This is a genomic window from Paenibacillus spiritus, assembly GCF_008710135.1.
In the GTDB taxonomy this organism is placed as follows: domain Bacteria; phylum Bacillota; class Bacilli; order Paenibacillales; family Paenibacillaceae; genus Paenibacillus_AQ; species Paenibacillus_AQ glufosinatiresistens.
Genome location: NZ_VYKK01000033.1, coordinates 1 through 22023, shown reverse-complemented (window position 1 = coordinate 22023; position 22023 = coordinate 1). Strand labels below are relative to the sequence as shown.

At 45.0% G+C, this 22023-nt stretch carries 17 protein-coding genes; 14 read left to right on the top strand and 3 right to left on the bottom strand.

The features are described 5' to 3' along the window. Window positions 1–88 precede the first annotated feature (88 nt). Window positions 89–646: a dTDP-4-dehydrorhamnose 3,5-epimerase gene (gene rfbC, locus F4V43_RS18565; protein ID WP_150459766.1), complete on the bottom strand. Its 558-nt coding sequence runs from the start codon at window positions 644–646 to the stop codon at window positions 89–91. Between the two features lie 38 nt (window positions 647–684). After that, entirely contained in the window at window positions 685–1563 is an 879-nt protein-coding gene (rfbA, locus tag F4V43_RS18560) for a glucose-1-phosphate thymidylyltransferase RfbA (RefSeq protein ID WP_150459765.1), read from the bottom strand. A gap of 231 nt (window positions 1564–1794) precedes the next feature. Here rfbA and F4V43_RS18555 point away from each other — a divergent pair, with 231 nt between their 5' ends. The 3 genes from F4V43_RS18555 (at window position 1795) to F4V43_RS18545 (ending at window position 6684) form a co-directional block, all read left to right on the top strand. Beyond that, window positions 1795–4350, top strand: coding sequence for a U32 family peptidase (locus F4V43_RS18555; RefSeq protein WP_150459764.1), 2556 nt, complete (start codon window positions 1795–1797; stop codon window positions 4348–4350). Between the two features lie 179 nt (window positions 4351–4529). Next, window positions 4530–5420 (top strand): UTP--glucose-1-phosphate uridylyltransferase GalU, encoded by an 891-nt coding sequence (galU, locus tag F4V43_RS18550; RefSeq protein WP_150459763.1) that lies wholly within the window; start codon window positions 4530–4532, stop codon window positions 5418–5420. Between the two features lie 97 nt (window positions 5421–5517). Beyond that, entirely contained in the window at window positions 5518–6684 is a 1167-nt protein-coding gene (locus F4V43_RS18545) for a glycerol dehydrogenase (RefSeq protein ID WP_150459762.1), read from the top strand. A gap of 171 nt (window positions 6685–6855) precedes the next feature. Here the strand turns inward: F4V43_RS18545 and F4V43_RS18540 are convergent, their stop codons facing one another. After that, a complete protein-coding gene (locus F4V43_RS18540; protein WP_223879964.1) occupies window positions 6856–9507 on the bottom strand; it encodes an O-antigen ligase family protein in 2652 nt (883 codons plus the stop codon). Between the two features lie 248 nt (window positions 9508–9755). Here F4V43_RS18540 and F4V43_RS18535 point away from each other — a divergent pair, with 248 nt between their 5' ends. From F4V43_RS18535 to F4V43_RS18485, 11 genes are read left to right on the top strand one after another with little or no spacing between them, the layout of a single operon-like run. Further along, window positions 9756–11033: a glycosyltransferase gene (locus F4V43_RS18535; RefSeq protein ID WP_150459760.1), complete on the top strand. Its 1278-nt coding sequence runs from the start codon at window positions 9756–9758 to the stop codon at window positions 11031–11033. Between the two features lie 35 nt (window positions 11034–11068). Beyond that, a complete protein-coding gene (locus F4V43_RS18530) occupies window positions 11069–12124 on the top strand; it encodes a mannose-1-phosphate guanylyltransferase (RefSeq protein ID WP_317983797.1) in 1056 nt (351 codons plus the stop codon). 31 nt (window positions 12125–12155) lie between these two features. Further along, on the top strand, window positions 12156–13151 hold the full coding sequence (gene gmd, locus F4V43_RS18525; protein WP_150459758.1) for a GDP-mannose 4,6-dehydratase: 996 nt from the start codon (window positions 12156–12158) through the stop codon (window positions 13149–13151). 7 nt (window positions 13152–13158) lie between these two features. Beyond that, window positions 13159–14097, top strand: coding sequence for a GDP-mannose 4,6-dehydratase (locus tag F4V43_RS18520; protein ID WP_191089648.1), 939 nt, complete (start codon window positions 13159–13161; stop codon window positions 14095–14097). A 10-nt stretch (window positions 14098–14107) separates the two neighbouring features. After that, window positions 14108–14746 (top strand): acetyltransferase, encoded by a 639-nt coding sequence (locus F4V43_RS18515; protein WP_150459756.1) that lies wholly within the window; start codon window positions 14108–14110, stop codon window positions 14744–14746. Next, entirely contained in the window at window positions 14746–15864 is a 1119-nt protein-coding gene (locus F4V43_RS18510; RefSeq protein ID WP_150459755.1) for a DegT/DnrJ/EryC1/StrS family aminotransferase, read from the top strand. The genes F4V43_RS18515 and F4V43_RS18510 overlap by 1 nt, the downstream gene beginning before the upstream one ends. A 34-nt stretch (window positions 15865–15898) precedes the next feature. Next, a complete protein-coding gene (locus F4V43_RS18505; RefSeq protein WP_150459754.1) occupies window positions 15899–16684 on the top strand; it encodes an ABC transporter permease in 786 nt (261 codons plus the stop codon). A gap of 17 nt (window positions 16685–16701) precedes the next feature. Continuing rightward, window positions 16702–17445 (top strand): ABC transporter ATP-binding protein, encoded by a 744-nt coding sequence (locus tag F4V43_RS18500; RefSeq protein WP_150459753.1) that lies wholly within the window; start codon window positions 16702–16704, stop codon window positions 17443–17445. Between the two features lie 22 nt (window positions 17446–17467). After that, window positions 17468–19699 carry a glycosyltransferase gene (locus F4V43_RS18495; RefSeq protein WP_150459752.1) on the top strand — a complete coding sequence of 744 codons (2232 nt, stop codon included), beginning with the start codon at window positions 17468–17470 and terminating at the stop codon, window positions 19697–19699. Next, window positions 19696–21279, top strand: a complete 1584-nt coding sequence (locus tag F4V43_RS18490) for a glycosyltransferase (protein WP_150459751.1) — start codon at window positions 19696–19698, stop codon at window positions 21277–21279. Before F4V43_RS18495 ends, F4V43_RS18490 begins: the two co-directional genes overlap by 4 nt. Next, window positions 21245–21859: a hypothetical protein gene (locus F4V43_RS18485; RefSeq protein ID WP_150459750.1), complete on the top strand. Its 615-nt coding sequence runs from the start codon at window positions 21245–21247 to the stop codon at window positions 21857–21859. The genes F4V43_RS18490 and F4V43_RS18485 overlap by 35 nt, the downstream gene beginning before the upstream one ends. Window positions 21860–22023 lie beyond the last annotated feature (164 nt).

Below are 22023 nucleotides of genomic sequence, written 5' to 3'. Positions count from 1 at the left end.
ATAACCAGGGGGGTTTTCCAATGTCTATTCTAAGGGGTGCACTTCACGGCGCTTCCGGATGACGGAGGTTGTTTATTTTTGAAAGGTATTAGCGATAAAGGAAATTCAGGTTGGCGTCTTTCAGCAGCGGCGCCGTCTCATCCTTGGGCGAGAGCACCGGTGTAATCTCAAGCGGCCACTCCACTCCGATATCGGGGTCGTTCCAGCGAATGCCGCCGTCGCAGTCGGGCGCGTACAGTTCATCGCATTTATACTGGACCTCGACGTCCTCGGTCAGCGTCATGAAGCCGTGGGCAAAGCCCTTCGGGATGAGCAGCTGCTTCTTGTTCTCGGCCGTCAGTTCAATGCCGAACCACTTCCCGTAAGTCGGGCTGCCCTGTCGGATATCCACGGCCACATCATAGATGGAGCCGCGCGTACACCGGACCAGCTTGGTCTGCGCTTTGGGTTCGAGCTGGAAATGCAGGCCCCGGAGCGTCCCTTTGACGGCCGAATAAGATTGGTTATCCTGTACGAACGTCAGATTCAGTCCCTGCTCCTTGAACTGGGCCTCGCTGTAAGTCTCCATGAACCAGCCCCGGTGATCGCCGAAGACGGCCGGTTCTACAACCAACACTCCCTCCAGGGGCGTCGCGGTAAATTTCATTGAAATCCCTCCGGTACATTAAGAATAAGAGTGTGCGTTTAATACTGTATTTTGCCGGTAGCGACTTTCATAAGATATTGTCCATATCCCGTCTTGCTCAGCTTGCGTCCGCATTCCATCAGATGGTCCCTTGTGATCCAGCCGTTGATGTAGGCAATTTCTTCGGGGGCGGCAATCTTGATGCCCTGATGATCCTCGATGGTACGGACAAAATTGGTGGCGTCCACCAGGCTTTGATGCGTTCCCGTATCGAGCCAGGTGAAGCCGCGGCCCAGCACTTCGACGTCCAGTTCGCCAAGAGCCAAATAGGCTTCGTTGATCGAAGTAATCTCCAGTTCGCCGCGCTGCGACGGCTGAACGTTCTTGGCCATGGAGACGACCCGGTTGTCGTAGAAATACAGTCCGGTAATCGCGTAATTGGATTTGGGCACAGCTGGCTTCTCTTCAATGCTCAGGACTTTGCCCTCTTCGTCGAATTCAATGACTCCGAAACGTTCCGGATCGGGTACATGATACCCGAACACGGTAGCTCCCTGCTTCTTCTCGGCGGCCCGCTTCAGAATCTGCGTCATTCCGTTGCCGTAATAGATGTTGTCGCCCAGCACCATGGCGACGGAATCTTCGCCGATGAAGGATTCGCCCAGAATGAACGCTTGGGCCAGACCGTCCGGGCTCGGCTGCACCTTATACTGAAGCGAAAGACCGAACTGGGAACCGTCCCCGAGCAGATTCTCGAAGCGGGGCGTGTCCTCGGGCGTAGAGATAATCAGAATTTCCTGGATACCGGCAAGCATAAGGGTGGACAGCGGATAATAGATCATCGGCTTGTCGTAGACCGGCAGCAGCTGTTTGCTCGTTACCATCGTCAGCGGGTAAAGGCGTGTACCGCTTCCGCCGGCCAGAATAATGCCTTTCATTGTTATATTCAGCTCTCCCTGTGTCTATGTAATGGATGCAATGACAGCGAACTCCAGTCATCGATTATATTTTACGCTCTCGGTTCGGGCTTTGTCTATTTGATATGGAATTTGGAGGGAGCTTTCATTTATTCTGGCAAGCTTCACGCCGCTCTGCTATAATTGATGGGTTAATCGTCTGGTAGTCAAGAATTTTAATGATAGAAGCTATCCTAGGGAGGATTCTCATAGATGACAGAGCGGGAAATACGCAGGGAAGACGTCGAGCTGCTGGCTCCGGCCGGCGATTGGGACTGCATGCGGGCAGCCGTCGCGAACGGGGCGGATGCGGTTTTTTTCGGCGTGGAGAAATTCAATGCCCGGGCGCGGGCGAACAACTTCAGAATGGAAGAGCTGCCGGAGATTATGGCTTTCCTGCATAGCTACGGCGTAAAGGGCTTTCTGACATTCAATATCCTGGTGTTCGAGAATGAGCTGGGGGATGCCAAGGAGCTGATCGATGCCTGTGTGGACGCGGGTGTGGATGCGGTTATCGTTCAGGATTTGGGCCTCGTGCAGATGATCCGCGAGATTTCGCCGGACTTCCCGATTCACGGTTCGACCCAGATGACGATTACCTCGCCGGAGGCGGTGGAATTCACGAAGCCGTTTGACATGGAGCGCGTGGTGCTCGGCCGGGAGAACAATCTGAAGCAGATTCGGAAGATCGGAGAACAGGCCCGTCTGCCGATGGAAGTATTCGTGCATGGCGCTCTCTGCGTCTCGTACTCGGGTCAATGCCTGACGTCGGAGATGTGGGGCGGCCGTTCGGCCAATCGGGGCGAGTGTGCGCAGGCCTGCCGGCTGCCGTATGATCTGCTTGTGGACGGCGTGCCGCAGCCGATGGGCGACGTCGCCTACCTGCTGTCGCCCAAGGATCTGGCGGCCATCGACATCATGCCCGAGCTGATCGAAGCGGGGGTAACGTCCTTCAAGATTGAAGGGCGATTGAAGAGTCCGGAATATGTGGCCAATGTCGTCGGCAAGTACCGGAAGGCGATTGACCGGTATTTTGACGGCAAATGGGCGTCGCCCTCGGCGGAAGAAATGCGGGAGCTGCAGCAGAGCTTCTCGCGCGGCTTCACCCACGGCTTCCTCGAAGGCACCAACAACAAGAAGCTCGTGGACGGTACGTTCCCGAAGAGCCGCGGCGTCTACCTCGGGACCGTGGAGCAGATCCTCCGCGACGGCGTGGTGTGCCGCCTGAATGCCCCGCTCAAGCGCGGCGACGGCATCGTGTTCGATGCGGGCGATCCGACGAAGAAAGAAGAGGGCGGGCGTGTCTACGACCTGCGCCGCAAGGGTGTGAAGCTGGAAGGCGAAGCGGGCGAAGGATGGGTGATCGACATCGTGCCAGGACGCAGCGATGTCGACCTGCGCCGTCTTCATGTCGGTGACCGCATCTGGAAGACGAATGATCCGGCGCTGGATCGCAGCCTGCGGCAGACGTACGAGACCGAGAAGCCGTACCGGGTCTTTCCGGTGCAGATCAAGGCATCGGGACGCGCGGGCGAACCGCTGGCGACCTGGTGGACGGACCTTCATAAAGGCGTCACCGTCCGCGTCGACTCCGAGTTGCCGCTGGAGCCTGCGCTCAAGCGTCCGATGGACGCAGCGCTCTTAGAGGAGCAGTTCGGCCGCCTCGGCGGCACGCTGTTCCAGCTCGACCGGCTCGACGCCCTCCTGGAAGGCGACGTCATTGTGCCGATGCGCGAGCTGAACGGCATTCGCCGCCGCGCCGTCGAGCTGCTGGCCGGCGAGCGCCCGAAACCGCCCGTCTACGTGAAACGGGCGGTTGACCCTTACGGCGATGCGTATCCGCAAGGGTCCGCCGCCGCAGGCGCCCGGCCTGCCGCCTGGGCGGGGCCGACCGGCGAAGCGCCGCGCGGCGCTTCGCTCACCGCGCTGTGCCGCGGCCTGCCGCAGGTGCAGGCTGCGCTGGAGGCGGGCGTCGGCTTCATCTACGCCGACTTCGAATTCATCAAGCAGTTCCCGGCAGCGGTCGAAGCCGTCAGAGCTGCGGGCGCGAAGATTGCGCTGGCTACGCCGCGTATTCACATGCCCGGCGAGAACGGCTATCACGCCAACATCCTGCGTCTTCAGCCGGATGCCGTGCTGGTGCGCAATACCGGCGCGCTATATTATTACTTGCGCCGCCGTCAGGAGGAGCCGAATGCCGTCCACCCGCAGCTGATCGGCGATTTCTCCCTGAACATCGCGAACCACAAGGCGGCCAAAGTGTTCCTGGAGGCCGGCTGCGATCGGATCACGCCGTCGTATGACCTGAACATTCAGCAAATGGTCGATCTCCTCGAACGCAGCGATACGTCGCGGACGGAGGTTGTCATTCACCAGCATCTGCCGATGTTCCATACTGAACACTGCGTGTATTGCACCTTCCTTAGCGAAGGCACGGATTATACGAACTGCGGCCGGCCGTGCGAATCGGGGAGAGCTTCTCTTCAAGACCGGATCGGCATGAGCCACCCCGTACGGGTAGATGAAGGCTGCCGCAACACGGTCTACAATGCAATCGAGCAGTCCGGCGCCGAGTACCTGAGCCATTTCCAGAGCCTGGGCGTGGCTTCGTTCCGCGTAGAGTTTCTGGAAGAGACTCCGGAGCAGGTCATTCAGGTGCTGGATCTGTACAACCAGGCTCTGCGGGGCGAAATTTCCGGTACCAGCGTCTGGAGGACACTCAAGGCCACCAACCAGCTCGGCGTAACGCGGGGGCAGCTGGTAAAATAGCTGGTGCGGTGCAGCCCATTCTTTATAGAGAACGCCCTGTCGATCCGACGGAGCGTTCTTCTTTTATTCCGACTTTTGCCCAATTCCTCTTAGAACTGCTATAATAGTAGCAACTCATATGTTCTTTAAAAAGCACGACTCGTCGCTTACGACGAAACGACCCCAAGGAGCTGATTTCATTGAAGATCCGCAAAGCGATTATCCCGGCCGCCGGGCTGGGTACCCGCTTTCTGCCCGCGACCAAGGCGATGCCGAAGGAAATGCTGCCGATCGTGGACAAGCCGACGATTCAATATATCGTGGAGGAAGCCGTGGCCTCCGGCATTGAGGACATCATTATCGTAACCGGCAAAGGCAAGCGGGCGATCGAAGACCATTTTGACAATTCGTTCGAGCTTGAGTTCAACCTGGCGGAGAAGCAGAAGTGGGAGCTGCTCGACTCGGTCCGCAAGTCCTCCGAGATGGCCGACATTCATTATATACGGCAAAAAGAGCCCAAGGGACTGGGCCACGCCATCTGGTGTGCCCGCAAGTTCATCGGCAACGAGCCGTTTGCCGTGCTCCTGGGGGACGACATCGTCGAGGCGGACAAGCCCTGCCTGAAGCAGATGATCGACATCTACGATCAATACAAATCTTCCGTGGTCGGCGTACAGCCCGTCCCTTGGGAAGAAGTGCACCGCTACGGCGTCGTAGACGGGACGGAGCTGGCTGACCGTGTATTCAAAGCCAATCGCCTGGTGGAGAAGCCTAAGGAGAACGCGCCTTCCAATCTTGCGATTCTCGGCCGTTACATTCTGACGCCGCGCATCTTTGACATGCTGGAGGAGCAGCAGGTTGGAGTCGGCGGCGAAATTCAGCTAACCGACGCCATTGCCCGGCTGAGTGAAGTGGAGCGCATCATTGCTTACCATTTTGAAGGCAAGCGCCATGACGTCGGTGAGAAGATGGGCTTTATCCAGACGACCATTCATTATGCCCTTCAGCATGAAGAATTGCGGGAAGACCTGCTTCAGTATTTGAGAACCATCGTCTCGGAGAGCGAGTCTCCGCAGACGACAACCCGCTAGTTCCGGGAATGGAACGCGGGGATCACCGGAGAATCGGCCTCTGCCCCGCCTGCATGGACGGCGGCAGAGGCTTTTTATGAAGGAGCGGATAGAGAACATGGCCTATTTACTGAAATCGCCGTCCCGTTATATCCAAGGACCCGGTGTCATGGCCCGGCTGCCCGGTCTCTGCGCTCAATTGGGCGGTGCACGGGCGGCTCTGCTGGTGGACGGGTTCATTTGGGAGCGGCACGGAGAACGGCTGGAGGAACTCTTTAAGACCGGCGGCCTGCCGGTCCAGGTGGAAGCATACCGGGGAGAATGCACCGAAGCGAGAGTGAAGGAATACGCCGGACGGCTGGGTACTCGGGACGGGCGGACCGTACTGGTTGGGATCGGGGGCGGCAAAACGCTGGATGCGGCCAAGGCAGCCGCCCATTTTACCGGGTGCCCGCTGATTGTGGCGCCGACTGCCGCCTCCACCGACGCGCCGTGCAGCGCCCTCTCGGTGCTGTATCAGGAGAACGGCGAACTGGACCGTTACTTGGAGCTGGACCGCAGTCCGGATATCGTGCTGGCCGACTCGGAGTTCATTGTCCAGGCCCCTGCGCGAATGCTGGCTGCCGGCATGGGCGATGCGCTGTCCACGTTCTATGAGGCGCGGGCTTGCCGGCGCTCCGCGGAGCAGATCGCAGCAGCGTCGAGACTTACGGGACCGGATACCGGGCCGGAGGCGGGAGATGGACCCGCCGCGCCAGAGAGAACGGCACCCTCCTTGTCCGCCTGTCTGCTCGCCGAGGGGTGCCTGCGCACCGTGCTGGAATACGGAGAGCAAGCTTTCTGCGACGCACAGGCGGGTCGTCTGACGGATGCGGTGGAGCATATCATTGAGGCGAATATCTATATGAGCGGCATCGGGTTCGAGAGCGGGGGCCTGGCTGCGGCTCATGCCGTCCACAACGGGCTAACCGTACTGGAAGAGACGGGAAGCGTGATGCACGGGGAAAAAGTAGCCTACGCCACGGCCGTTCAGCTCTGCTTGGAGGAAGCGCCGGAAGCGGAGATCCGGCAGATTCAGGCGTTTTGCCGGAATGTAGGGCTTCCGGTTACCCTGCGCGAGCTCGGCCTCAGCGCCGACCGGCCGGACCGGCTGGCTCTTGCTGCCGAGGCCAGCTGTGCGTCCGGCTCTCCGATGGCACATATGCCTTTTGCTGTGACCCCGGATAAGGTGCTGAGCGCCATGCTGGCAGCTGACCGTCTTGGCGGGCAGGACGCACTCTCCTGAATCGCGGCTGCCTTGCTCTCTGGGCCGAAACGGACACTTAACCGTTCCTCACGCTTAACCATTCCTCATAACCAAAAGGCTGTATGTCCCCCCTCGGGACATACAGCCTTTTGTTATTGCGTTTCAGTTTGAATCGTACAGCTTGCACCGTGCAGCTTATACTGGATCAGCTTACATCTTAACTACATCATCAATCTGGGCCGCTTCATTCGGGTCGGCCGCGATGAGCTTGTTATACACGTCCTGATCCTGCACCAGGTTCGCTTTCTTCAGCGCCCCCAGATACCAGCGGGCGAGTTCCCGATTGACGGCGTCGCTGTAATCGTCGCTAAGCTTGCCCTTAAAGGTGTTAATCGCTTCCTGGAAGTCGCCGGAGAGGAGTTGAGTCTTCCCGGCCGCGAGCGCAAGAGGAGCCGGAAGCTCGGATTCCTTGCCGCCGGCATCGTTGAGCGCGTAGCCGTAAGCTTGAAGGCCAATGCCGAAGTTAGCTTCCATCGTGGCTTCTTCCGCGTCGTCGTTGATCCCGTCGCCGATCTGCGCGCGGGAGGCCTGCCCGAGTTCCAACGCCCGGGCGGCCACAGCGCTGTACCAGTCCGGAGACCAAGGCTCAGGCTGGGACGCCAGATCCGCGTAGCTGCCGGTGAAGCCGGTCTGCAGCAGCTCTGCGGCTCCGGCACTGTCGCCGGACAGCTCCTTGATTCTGCTGATGCTCATGCCAATCAGCGGAGTAACATCGAACGGGCGCCCCTGCAGCTGTTCCTTCGGCAGCGTTTTGATATGGGCGATGCCGGCTTCCACCTGATCGTAAGCGGTCAGAGCGTCCTGGAAGTAGCTTTGTTCCTTGGCGCTGTCCTTCTGCGCGCGGGCCTCGCTGCCAAGCGCAGAGGCGCGGCTGATGAGCTGTTCATACCAGTTAATGTCCCACTTGAACCGGTAGCTGTTATCCAGCAGAACCTTATAGGCCAGTTCCGGCTCTTTCTTCAGATCATACAGATTCACCAGCTGATTCAGAAGCTGTTTGTTGCTGGGCTCTTTCTTCAAAGTCTTGTTCAGCAGTGCGTGAGCTTTCTCGGCGAACTCTTCCTGTCCGGTCTGCTTATAGATCTGCTGATCCAGCGCAGAGAGGAGAAGGACCGATTCCGGATGGGTCGGGCGGAGCTTCAGCGCCTTCTGCAGGGGAGAAGCAATCTCCTCATAGGAAGTGCTGTACCGGACGAGCCCTTTGGCTTCTACTGTCGACGCGTTGGAGCTGAGCGAACGGCCCGATACGGTGAGAACCGTCACAGCGGCGACAGTCAGCACGGCCAGGTAGCCGTAACGGATACCGTTGCCCTTCAGCGCAGGCTTCACCTCCCGGCTGTCCATGGCATCTGCCATGCCTGCCAGACCCAGGAACACCAGGATGCCCATGAAGCCATAGCTGAGATTGAAGTCGAGCGTACTGTGAAGCAGGATCGACAACGTCAGTATGAGATAGAAAAAACCGTTCGAATAATCATCCAGCTCGTTCCGGTTCTTGATGTAACCGCGAATGTATTTATAGAAGATATACAGAATGAAGCCCATGAATACGAGGAAGCCCACAATGCCGACTTCGATAAGATACTGCAGGAAGAAGTTGTGCGCCTGGCGGCTGACGTACGGATTGTTCTGGTACTGCTCGTACAGCGAAGCCCAGCCTCCGCCGCCGGTACCGATAACCGGGTGATCCTTAACCACCTTCAGGGCATCCTTGTAAAATGTCATCCGCTCCAGCACGCTGTGCTGCTTGAAGTTGATGTTCTCCAGCCGGGTCTCCACGTTGGCCGGCAGAATGCTGCGCAGACCGGTTCCGATCAGCAGGAAGGCGACGAGGCCTACGAGCACAGTGGAGCCGATCGGCAGCCACAGGCCGCTCAGCCTGCGCTTGGTCCAGCCTTCCAGCTTCCCGTCCAGCCAGGGAGCCAAGTACTTCTGGATAACCCAGCTAAGCGCCGCAGCTGCTGCCGACCCGATTAGCAGCCAGCACCAGCCCCGGAAGGCGGCACCCGCGTCCGGAACCTTGCTCAGCCGTTCCCCGATATTCGTTACCGGGCTGGTTATGGCCAGAGATATGATACCGGCAATTCCGAGATGCAGAATCCAGAGAATCTGCCGGGCCGGCTTCAGGAACAGCAGCAGCAGAACAAAGACAACCGGAAGCATGACGAGACCGCCGCGCGACAGCGTCAGCAGCAGGGAGACGATGATCGGCACAAGCATGAAGGCGTGCGTCAGCGTGCCGTACCAGCGGCGGGAACGAATGAGAGCGAAGATGGCGACGAACAGAAAAGCCATCAGAAAAGCCGCATATGTATTGGCGTATTGGAATACAGATGTCAGCCGCAGACCGTTGGCATCGGTCATAACCGCGTCCAGATAGCGTCCGCCTTTGACTGTATTGGAGAACCAGCCGACTATGCCTCCGGCTACGTTCCAGGCCCCGAGCCAGTTCAGCATGCCGAACCAGACAAGGACGTAAGCAACTGTCAATACCGCGTTTTGTATGGTAACATTGATTTGTTTGTGTCGAAGGAGGTAGAGCGATACGATAAATACCGCCGCATACATCGACTGAATCAGCAGCAGATTGACCGCCATATAGTGGGACGCGGCTGCAAACATCGACAGCAAATAAGTCAGCGGAAGCAGCAGTACCAGCACCGCGAGCAGGTCGCGTTCATCGTTCAGGCGGAACTTCGTGAAGAAGATTCCGATCCAGCCGATCAGCAGCAGGCAGCCGAGCAGAACCGCGATATAGATCGGTTTCTCGAAGTCGATCTGCTGTCCGTTAAATAATGCCACTTGAAACGGAGTCCATACCAAAAATACAATAAAGCCAACAACCAATGTCCACAGCGCGCCCGACAACTTTTCCGCATTTCTCGACGGGGCCGCCTTTTTACCGTATACTGGATTCGACACTTTATAATCTCCTTTTCCTGTAGATACGAGGATATTTTAGCATAGTGAAAAATATTGGGCTACTGTTAACATCTGATTTCACACTAAAATTGAACGTTATAAAGTTATGGGGAAAGCTGCATTGGAGGATGATTAAGTTCAAAACGTTACTTTATAAATACTTGTTTAAAATATCAATTATTTTTAAACCTGTAATGATAAGAGTTATACCTCCAGAGATATTGCGAAAATTAAAGATGAAAATTATAAAAGGATCCTATCCTGTTTCTAATGCTAAATCCAATGGAAATGGTAGTAAGGGAAAGTTTGATGGTGTAAATCTTGTAGGATTTTCACGAGCAGAGATGGGGGTCGGGGAATCCTGTAGAATTGCGGCTAGAAGTATGAGTGCAGCTAAAATTCCATTTGCAATTCTTGATTTTAAAGGAACGAATTCTGCTAGTATGAAGGATGATAGCTGGGCTTATATGGAAGTGAGTAAGCCTCTATACGGCGTTAATATTTTTCATATTAATGCAGAGCAAATGGGAGAAGTATTTCTACACTATGGCAACTCTTTATTCAATGATAGATACAACATCGGTTTTTGGCATTGGGAACTTCCGGAGTTCCCTGATGAATGGATCGAGAACTTTAGGTTCGTTGACGAGATTTGGGTTCCTTCTGTATTTGTTGCAAATTCTATCTCTATAAAGAGTCCGGTGCCCGTTATCAAGATGCCACACAGTATTGAAGTGAAAATTAATACCAAAAGAACCCGGACCTATTTTAATCTTCCCGAATCTCCTTTTTTGTTTTTGACAATGTATGATTTGAAAAGCTTTCAGGATCGCAAAAATCCTCAAGCTTCGATAAATGCCTTTAAAAAAGCGTTCAGTCCTTTTGATCATAGCGTAGGGCTTGTAATCAAAATAAATGGTTTATACCATGGAGACCAAGACTTGAGTAGTATTATTGAATTAATTGGAAATTACAATAATATATATATCTTAAGGGAAACATTGTCGCGAAATGATACTAACGCATTAATGGACGTTGCCGATTGTTTTATTTCACTTCATAGAAGTGAAGGGTTTGGTTTAGGACTGGCGGAGGCTATGTATTTAGGTAAACCAGTAATAGGAACTAACTGGTCTTCCGTAACGGATTTCATGAATTCAGATAACTCATGCCCGGTAGGATACAAGTTGGTTTCAGTGGGACAGGATCATGGTCCTTATAAAGCCGACCAATTGTGGGCTGACCCTGATGTGGAACATGCTAGTAAGTATATGGTCAGATTAGTACATGATGAAGATTTTTACAAAAAAATATCTACTAAAGGACAAGAGTATATTAAGAGTCACTACTCTCCTAAGATGATAGGCGAACTTATGAAAAAAAGACTAAACTATATTAAATATTGAAAGTTGGCGACATTATGGTAACGACTTGTCTTATAATGGCTGGTGGAAAAGGAGAAAGGTTTTGGCCTAAGAGCCGGACGCATTTGCCAAAGCAATTTTTGAATATTTCTGGGAATAAATCGATGATTCAGCAGTGCATTGCTAGGTTGCAAAAGTTTATACCTATTGATCAAATCTTCGTTATAACAAACGAATTATATGCTGAAATAATCAAAGTGCAGGTTCCTACGCTACCACAGGATAATATTATTATAGAAACTATAGGTAGAAATACCGCTCCTTGTGTGGGGCTAGCTTCGTTGATAATAGAAGGAAAATTTCCGGATAGCAACATGATCGTGCTGCCTTCTGACCATATCATTAAAAACGAAAATGAATTTCTTACTATTCTAAAGACAGCTGTAGAAGTAAGTGGTTTGGGAGATTATTTGGTAACTTTGGGAATAAGCCCAACTTATCCTGAGACTGGTTATGGCTATATTGAAAGTTCTTATGAATCTTTAGAAATAAATGAATTGTTGGTTCATAAAGTTAATAAATTTGTTGAAAAACCTGATGCTGAAACGGCTGAAATGTATTTGGAGTCTGGAAATTATTATTGGAATAGTGGGATTTTCGTCTGGAAAACATCCGTGATTCGTAATTATATTAAGCTCCTTATGCCTGAAATGCATCAATTGTTAGAAGAAATGAAGACTTTATTTAAAGTCTCAGATAGGAATGAAGTAATAAAGTCAGAATTTCACAAAATGCCCGACCAGTCGATTGATTATGGTATTATGGAAAAAGCAAAAGATATTTATGTAATACCATGCGTCTTTGGGTGGGATGATGTCGGTAGTTGGACGGCCCTTGAACGCATTAATAATCTCGATGAAAGTGGGAATGTTATTAAGGGAAATACTATTTGTATAGATACTAAGCGCTGTATTATTGAAAGCAATGGGAAATTGATTGCTACTTTAGGAGTCGAAGATCTTATTATAGTAGAAACAGATGATGTTACGCTTATATGTAAGAAAGAGAAGGCGCAGGATATAAAAGCATTGATTAAAGAGTTAAAAGTTCAGAAGTTAGAGCAATATTTATAATAAATTTACGAAGGTTGAGGGAATTGGCTACATGACAAAGCGTGCGTTGATAACGGGAATTACTGGACAAGATGGCTCTTATTTGGCTGATCTTTTGTTAGAAAAAGGATACAAGGTATATGGTTTGAGAAGAAGAACCAGTGTTCCGATTTTAGAGAACATTCGTCATATTGAGAATGAAATTGAATTTATTGAAGGGGACATTCAAGACTTAAGTTCATTAATTCGGGCAGTTAAACAATCTGACCCTGACGAAGTTTATAATTTAGCTGCACAATCCTTTGTCGGTACCTCATGGACTCAACCTATTTTGACTGGACATGCCACAGCGCTGAGCGTTACTAATATGCTTGAAGCAGTAAGAATTATGAAGCCTGATGCTCGTTTCTATCAAGCCTCTAGCAGTGAAATGTTTGGTAAGGTTGTTGAGACTCCCCAGAGGGAAACAACACCATTTTACCCGAGAAGTCCTTATGGAGTAGCCAAAGTGTATGGACATTGGATGACCGTCAATTATCGAGAAAGTTATAATATGTTCGGCTCATCAGGGATATTGTTTAATCATGAATCACCTCGAAGAGGTGTTGAATTTGTTACTAGGAAGATCACCGATGCTGTTGCAAGGATTAAATTGGGGCTGCAAAGTGAATTGCGCTTAGGAAACCTAGAGGCAATGAGGGACTGGGGATATGCAAAAGATTATGTGGAATGCATGTGGTTGATGCTCCAGCAGGACAAGCCCGATGACTATGTAATCGCAACAGGAGAAGTACATTCTGTAAGAGAATTCTGCGAAATAGCATTTAAATATGTTGATTTGGATTATAGAGATTATGTAGTTACAGATCCTGCCTTCTTTAGAGCAGCTGAGGTTGATCTTCTGCAAGGAGACCCTACAAAAGCAATTAATCAGCTTGGTTGGACCCCCCAAAAAACTAGCTTTGTTAAGTTGGTGCAGCTTATGGTTGAGAGTGATTTGAAAAAGGCGGAAATTACTAGATCGGAAATTTATAGTCTTAGGAAGTGAGCAGTGGGTGAAAGCCCTTATAACTGGAGTGAGCGGTTTTGTAGGAAACCATTTATGTGAATTATTGCTTAGTAAAGGTTATGAGGTTATTGGCTTGTCACGTTCTGAATTCAAAGATTCAAGAATCGAATTTCATAAATGTGACATTAGAAATCAGGAAGAAATTGAACAAATAATAAAACAGGTGAATCCAGAAGAGATTTACCATTTAGCTGCACTTTCCTATATCCCGGAATCCCTTAAAGCCCCCATACACACTTACAATACAATCATCAACGGGACTCTAAATTTATTTGAAGCAATCAGGAAATCCAATAAAAATCCCAAGATTCTTTTTGTTGGATCAGGTGAAGTGTATGGGGAAAGTACTGGGGGGGCCTTTTCGGAAAGGGATGCAATTCAACCTGCTAATATCTATGCAGCAGCAAAGGCATGTGCTGAGATCATTACTCAACAATACAAAAATACTTTTGGTTTAAATGTGATTTTAACACGACCGTTTAACCATACCGGGCCTGGACAATCCTCTTTGTACGCTTGTTCCAGTTTTGCAAGACAGATATCCGAAATGGAAGCTGGAGTAAGAGAGTTTATCCAAGTTGGAAACATTAATGTTGAGCGTGATTTTTTGGATGTGCGTGACGTTGTTAACGCTTATTATATGCTTATGCTTGATGGCGTTTCAGGAGAGATCTATAATGTTTCTTCAAATTATGCAAGGTCAATATCAGATATTCTGAATTGCCTTTTTGCTCATTCATTTTTGGAAAGTCCGATGATTATAAGTGATAATCAAAAGATTAGACTGAATGAAACAGCTAGTCGAGTAGGTGACAATTCGAAATTGATATCTCAAACGGATTGGCGGCCTGAGCATAATTTGGATGATACTATGGGAGAACTGCTAGATTTTTGGAGGAAGTACAACAAGGTCGCATCTATTTAGAGGTGTGTGAATGCAAAAGGTTGTAGTAATTGGCGGTGGAGGCCATGCAAAAGTGGTTATTGATTCACTGCAAAACATGAATGTATACGAGATCGTAGGGTTTACTTCAGCATTTGGTGATCAGGAGAGTTTGTGTGGGGTTAAAAACATTGGCGACGACACCGTTATACAGACTCTTGTTGGTCAAGAAGTCACTGGATTTATTATTGCTATTGGAAGCAATGAATTAAGAAAAAAACTATTTAATAAATGCTTGAGTTCAGGCCTACATCCTATTAATGCAATTCATCCAACCGCAACTATATCCCCATATGCTTCAATCGGAAAAGGGGTTATGGTTGCTGCAAGTGCTGTTATTAACCCTTATGCAATTATCAGTGATAACGCAATAATTAACACAAACGCAAGCGTTGACCATGATTGTATAATAGACTCCCATGTTCATATTGCTCCGGGTGTAACCTTGACTGGTAGTGTGAGAGTTAAAGAGGGTGCATTTTTAGGTGCAAAATGTACTGTTGTTCCACAAAAGAGTATCGGTGAGTGGGCAAAAGTAGGTGCTGGCGCCACTGTGCTTCAAGATGTGGCTCCATATTCAACTGTTGTGGGGACTCCTGCCAAAATAATTAAACAGAAGGATGATATTTAATGGAAGTATTGAAGAAAATTCCTTTAGCTGGACCCGTGCTTAATGGTAATGAAAGAAAGTACGTGCTTGATTGCATAGACACTGGTTGGATTTCTGCAAATGGTAAATATGTAAATGAGTTTGAAACAGAATTCGCACGGTTTTGTAATGTTGAACATGCGATTTCTTGTGCGAATGGAACAGTTGCTTTACATCTGCCATTAGTGGCTTATGGGGTGGGTCAAGATGATGAAATCATAATACCTACATTCACGTATATTGCAACAGCGAATGCGGTTAAATATTGCGGGGCTACTCCTGTGTTAGTGGACTGTGAACCAGAAACATGGAATATTGATCCTGCAAAGATCGAAGAGAAAATAACTGCAAAGACTAAAGGTATTATTGTGGTTCATTTATACGGACATCCGGTAGATATGGATCCAGTTATGGAAGTTGCCAGAAAATATAACTTGTTTGTTATTGAAGATGCAGCTGAGGCCCATGGTGCTGTTTATAAAGATAAAGTTGTAGGATCTATAGGCCATGTGGCGACATTTAGCTTTTTTGGAAATAAGGTTATATCAACTGGCGAAGGTGGTATGATTACTACAAATGACAGTGAGCTTGCGCAAAAAATGCGGTTGTTAAGAGGCCAAGGTATGAGTCCAGAACGTCGTTATTGGTTTGATGTGGTTGGATATAATTATCGTATGACTAATTTACAAGCTGCAGTAGGATTGGGTCAGATTGAAAATATAGGATGGCACTTGGAACAGAGACGAAGAGTTGCAGAGGTGTATATTAATAAACTTGGAGAATATAAAGAACTATTTACCCTGCAGCCGGAGATGTCATGGGCAAAGCACACTTACTGGATGGTATCAGTACTACTAACTGATAAAGTGAAAATCGAAAGAGATCAGCTTATGAAGCTTCTTGAGAATGATGGAATCGAAACTCGTCCGTTATTCTATCCCATGCATATAATGCCTCCTTATTTTGAGGACTCAAGCTACCCTGTATCAGATAAAATTTCCGCACGCGGATTTAATATTCCCACAAATGCTGTCCTAAAAGATGAAGAGATAGATTTTATTTGTGAGAGACTTATCTACCATTGTAAAAATAACGCTTAGTTATATACAAACAAGTTTTTCGGAGGTCAATCTTTTGGGAGAATATATAGTTAAAATATTTCAGACCAGATACTTTTGGTCTCACTTGGTAAGAGCTGAGTTGAAGAATAAGTTTAGAAGATCAAAATTAGGGATCCTTTGGACTTTTTTGAATCCCCTATTATTAACAGCTTTAATGTCAACTGTTTTTGGTGTGGTCTTTAAGATGACTTTTAGTGATTATGCCCCATATGTCCTTTCAGGCCTAATTGTTTGGGATTTGATATCCGCCTCCTTCATTGGTGGCGGATATTCCATAATGACTGGGGAACAGTACATCCGTCAGTTTAATCACCCTATTGTTATTTACACATTGAAATCGGCATTGGTATCAACAATTACATTTGTTATTGCGATGGCTTCTCTAGTTTTATGGATTCTTTTTGCTAACCCTCAAAATATCCTAATAGGTCTGATCTCCTTGCCATTATCGGTTTTTTTATTCTTCTTTTTATCATGGGCAATTATTACCATTGCGGGATATTCAAATGCTAAATATAGAGATTATCCCCAAGTGATGGCATTGGTTATACAGGCCGTATGGTATGTTTCCCCCGTCTTTTTCAAAAGGGAGATGTTTACTTCAAGCCCTTTATTGGAGAAAGCATTTTACTACAATCCTATAACTCATATTTTGAATTTAATCCGCAACCCGTTTCTTCAAGGGGTTATGCCTTCGGCGAGTGATTATACATTTACTTTGATAACTATATTGATGTTTGGCGTAATAGCTGTATTCGTAAATAATAAGAATAAAGATAAGGTTATATTCTACTTATAACATTAAGGAAGTTGAAAATGGAAAAATGTCATATAACTTTAAATAATGTAAATTTATTTTATCCATCACATATTTATAATGCTACTACTCTTAAACAGGAGATTTTTGCAGTGTTGAAGTTACAGAAAAAGAAAGAAAAGCTTGAAGACGTTCAGGCTTTAAAAGACTTTTCTTTACAGGTAAAGGAAGGGGAAAAGTTAGGAATAATCGGACATAATGGAGCAGGAAAAAGTACGCTATTAAAGACAATAGCAGGTATTTATCCCATTAAATCAGGGGAGAGGAATGTAAAAGGAGAAATTCGCTCTCTTTTTGATTTGAGTTTGGGTTTTGACTTGGAGTCCACTGGAAGAGAGAATATTATGTATCGGGGGTTACTTTTGGGTGGCACACCTAAAATAGTAAGAGAAAAAGAACAAGAAATAATTGATTTTGCGGAATTGGGTGAATTTATTGATTATCCTATCCGTTCATATTCATCTGGGATGTTGGTAAGATTAGCTTTTGCTATTTCTACTTCTATTCCTGGTGAAATCCTATTATTGGATGAAGTGATTGCGGCGGGTGATGCTTCATTCTATGCGAAGGCCAAAGAAAGAATGTCAGGGTTAATGAGTCAAGCCAAGATCCTTGTTTTAGTTTCTCATGATCTTAATACTGTAAGGGAAGTTTGTAATCGGGCTATTTTGGTTAGACAAGGAAGAATCATTAAGGATGGTAAGCCCGATGATGTAATCGAGTATTATCGAAATTCACTATAATAATAGATTTGTGAGGTAGATTATGAGAGAGAAACGATTATTGTGGCTTCTTAATCACCAAACTTTAAGTGAATTTGAGCTGCCATTAATTCAGGATCTAGGGTTTGAGATATTCACTCCTAAAATTGTTCCAAAAAATATTTTACAGTCCAGTGGTTCTATTACCTTCCAGTATGACCACACTCTTACTATCCCACAAGAGGATTTGGATTTATTAAATGAATATGACTTCTATTCTTCAAATAAGATGCCCTTGTATATAAAGAAAATAATCAACAAATATTTTTCTATCGCATTCACATATCAAGACTCGGCTTTTCTAATATTGAAAAAGTTGATGTATAATTTTGAAGGATTAATCTTCTTTCGTGCATTTGGTGAACCAAAATATAAGAATTATAATGAACTTTTGAAATTTTACTTTAGTGAGACGGATTTTTATAAGATGAATCAGTTGCGTGGTAGATTTTTCTTCTCTCAGTGCTATCCTAATCTTGCTGAGGTTGAGGAAGAATTTAATAAAGAAGCTGCTGTTTATATGCCTTTGGGTTTACCAAGGGATTTTTATACAGTCGAGAACCTTTGGGAAGGAAAAAATAATAAGATTCTATTTTTTTGTACGCGTATAAAATATGTTCCAGACGCTGAAAAAATTTATAATCAGTTTAAAAAAGATTTCAAGGACTTCGATTATGTAATAGCGGGAAACCAACCAGTTCCAGTAGACGATCCGAATGTTACCGGGTATTTAGAACGTGATGAATTAAATGAATTATACAAAAATTGTAAAGTTATGTTTTATCATTCAACGAACCCACGCCATTTGCATTATCACCCTCTTGAAGCTATGATTTCCGGAATGCCTGTTGTCTATATGAATGGGGGTCTTCTTAGTACATTAGGAGGTACTCGGCAATCCGGTTCTTGTCGTAATATCACTGAGGCTAAATCTAAGATTAAACGTATTTTTGAAGGTGACCAGAAACTAATCTCTGATATAAAAGAAGATCAAAAAAAGATTTTATATAAGTTTTCCTATGAATTTGTTTTAAAACAATGGCAAACAAACTTTTTGCCTAATATTAAGGCCGACAAAATAATAAATAAAAGCAAAAAAATATCTATATTTCTGCCAAAAGAATTAGAAAAGGCACACCTTAATGATTATTTTAATTTGGCAACCAGTTTTTACTCTGACATTAAAAGCTTAAATGAAAATCATGAAGTCGAAGTGAATATACATGAAAACGATAACTATCTTAAAACGGAGAATATATACTTATCCCAGAAAGGGATAGCTCTTAATCAATACAGTTATAAAAACATTTCAGATACAGATGTTTCTAATACCTTATCTCTTATGTTTGAGAGAAATCCGATGTGGCATTCCCACTATCAATTGCCTATAGATTACACTAATAACTATGTAGATTCTGATTTATGGCTTTTTATATTGCATGAATTTCAATATCCGATTGCTCCTCTTAGACCTTATGGTATATACATTGAAGATATTGCCTTTCGGATTTATGAAAATATATCGTCTGTTTATATATATAATTTAAAAATGGCCTCCTTTATCTTAACTTGTTCAATTATCACTAAACAAGATTTAGTAAAACATCTTGGAATAGATGAAAAGAAAATATATGTGATTTCTGTTTCTCCTTCAAGCATTACTTTGTCGAAAGAAAGTGTAGTCTTAAATAAGGATTATGATGTTATTGAAATAGATATAAATAGACCTGAAAAAATTATGGATATTTTATATCAACTTCATGATTATTATTCATTATATAGAACAGAAAGAAAAGTAAATTTAATACTAAATAATTTAAAAGAAGGTTTAGAAAATCCTTTAGTAAAAAAAATGAATAAATTTATTAAAAAGTCAAGTTCATTGAGCAAAGTAGTATCACTGCATTTTAATTTACGCGAAAAAGAACTTAATGCTCTGTATGCACACGCAAGAATGATAATTTATCCACAGCACTTAAAAAATATGTATTACAAATTGTCAAAGGCTTTTCGTTTTACTAAAACCATAGTAGTAGAAGATCTGAAGTTATATAGATACTATGAACATTTAATGAATGGACAGCTTCACTATAAGAAATTTAATGAAAATACTGATAAATTATTTGAAATTCTAGAAGATATCAGTAGTCTGGAGTCATCAAGCCTTAATTCATTAAAAGTAGTTGAATTAGGTATTACCAATGAAGCATCTCGAATTTGGGGGAATATAATTTGAAAAAAACGGGTGTATTTTTAGGATTTCATCCCGGAACTAATCTTTCGAATGAGGGGATTGGGCGGCTACTGGCCTTTCTACTGAAAGAAAATAATTCCGATACAAAAGATATGATACTTTTTTGTCCCGAGTGGCTGAGGCACTCTATTTTACTACTTATGAAAGATAACAATATTCCCGACTATAAATTTGACATTGTTTCTACTAACGCCATACCTTTAGGGATAAGGCTGAAAGAGTACATTACAGGTAAAAAGAAGCCAAAGAAAGCGCGTTTGAAAAAGTCTGATTTTTTTAATAAAACAAAACTAAAAATCAGCATGCTACTAAAAAAGGGTGTGGAGGATTTTTTTGGCACTTCAAGCCTTTTTTTTGTGGTGGTAAAGGTAATATGCTATCTGTTATTGGTTGTTTGCTGTTTACCGTTCCTTATCTTATTCTCTCTTTTATACCTTGTTTATAAACTAATATTATTAATTTACAAACTCTTGTATAAGGTTACTCCTTATAAATCTACTATTTTAAAGTTTTCAAATATAGCAAAAAATTCAAAGGGTTGGATTTATCAAAGAGTTATTGATGCCGAGTTAGAGAAAATTGTTAAATGTATAAACAAAAATAAAATTGTCGATGTTTGTTATATTCCATCCATGATTTGGCCTCAAATAAAAAAGTTGAAGTGCAAAAAGATTTTAGCTGCTCCTGATATTGTTTTTTATGACTTCCCAACACAGTTTCCAGGGGTTGGTTATACTCATCGTAGGATAAGAGAAAGTATTCAAGCTGCAGATCATCTTATCTGCTATAGTGAATATGTTAAACTTCACCACTATGTAGAACGATGTGGCGTGTCTCCTGAAAAGATAACAGTTATTAAACATGCAAATATAAATATGGCAGAACATTTGAAATTATCTAAGCATGTCCTTAAATATATGACTGTTGAACAAAATGCAAGAGAAATTATTAATGAATATATCCAAAAAAAATATAAACCAGACCACGTTTTGTATAATAGCCATCTAAGTGATTTTGATTTAATCACCTATTCATCCCAATATAGAGCACATAAAAATATATTCAACTTAATAAAAGCAGTGAAAATAATAAATAAGCAATTAAATGGGAATGTTAAACTTATTTTAACCGGAAATTATCTTATAGAAGAGGCAATAAAAGACTATGTAAAAGACAACTTTTTAGAAAATGATATTTTTATTTTTTATGGAATCTCTTCTAGAATTCTTGCTGCCTTAAATAGTCAGGCTAAATTAGCCGTAAACCCAACATTATTTGAGGGAGGGTTTCCGTTTACTTTTTCAGAATCATTTTCTGTTGGCACTCCTTCTATAATGAGTAATATACCTGTCGTTAGTAATGAAATCTTGGATCTCTCTCTTAAAGAGAAGATGCTCTTTAATCCATTCGATCCCTATGCAATTGCTGAAAAAATAGTAATGGCCATAGAAAATAGGAATGAGCTTTATCAAGCCCAACAAGCATTATACAATCAATTTAGTACAAGAGATTGGAGAAAAGTTGCTTATGAGTACAACCAGGTATTCAATCAATTCATATAATATAATTAAGAAGACAATTTTGCTTGGAATACTTATTGTCACATTCTTTAGCTTTGATCGGGATATTTGGGCCGCGTCAGGTGAGAAAGTAAGCGTTAGGGTAGATTCAAGATTGGAACAGAATACTTCGCATTTTACAGCGGATATCATTATCCAAACAACAGATCTCGACCTGTTTAATGATAAGGTATTTCTCTCTTATCATGTGTATGATGCTAAAGATAAGGAGATACTTTGGGAAGGGAGTCGTATTCCTCTAACTTTAAATAATGCTGGATATGCAAAACTAACTCTTGATTTGGATTTAAAGTTGGTATTGCCTTCCGATAGTTTGCAATATGCTAAGTTAAAGTTTGATTTTGTTGATGAAAAAAATGTTTATTGGTTCTCTCAAAATTCAAATATAGATTTAACTACAGATACAATAATAGTTGATCAAAGTGTTTTTAATAAGTTTATTGGTACAATAGTCTATGCTTTTTTAGACACCCCGGTTATTTTCGCTTTAAATCTAATTTTTTTGGTGAGTACTATTTATTTAGTATTTAGACTGAAAAAAAGCGAATTATTTCTCAATTGATCAAAGGCTGCATCTATAAGGCTAAGTTAGAAAGAGCATGTATGTATTCAGCAAACCGGTGGTCCATGACGACAACCGGTTTTTTATGGCTAAGTTTATTATACTTTCCTTATTCATTTCTAGGATGTGTCTGAAAACTAAATACTATGGTAAGATTTGAGAAA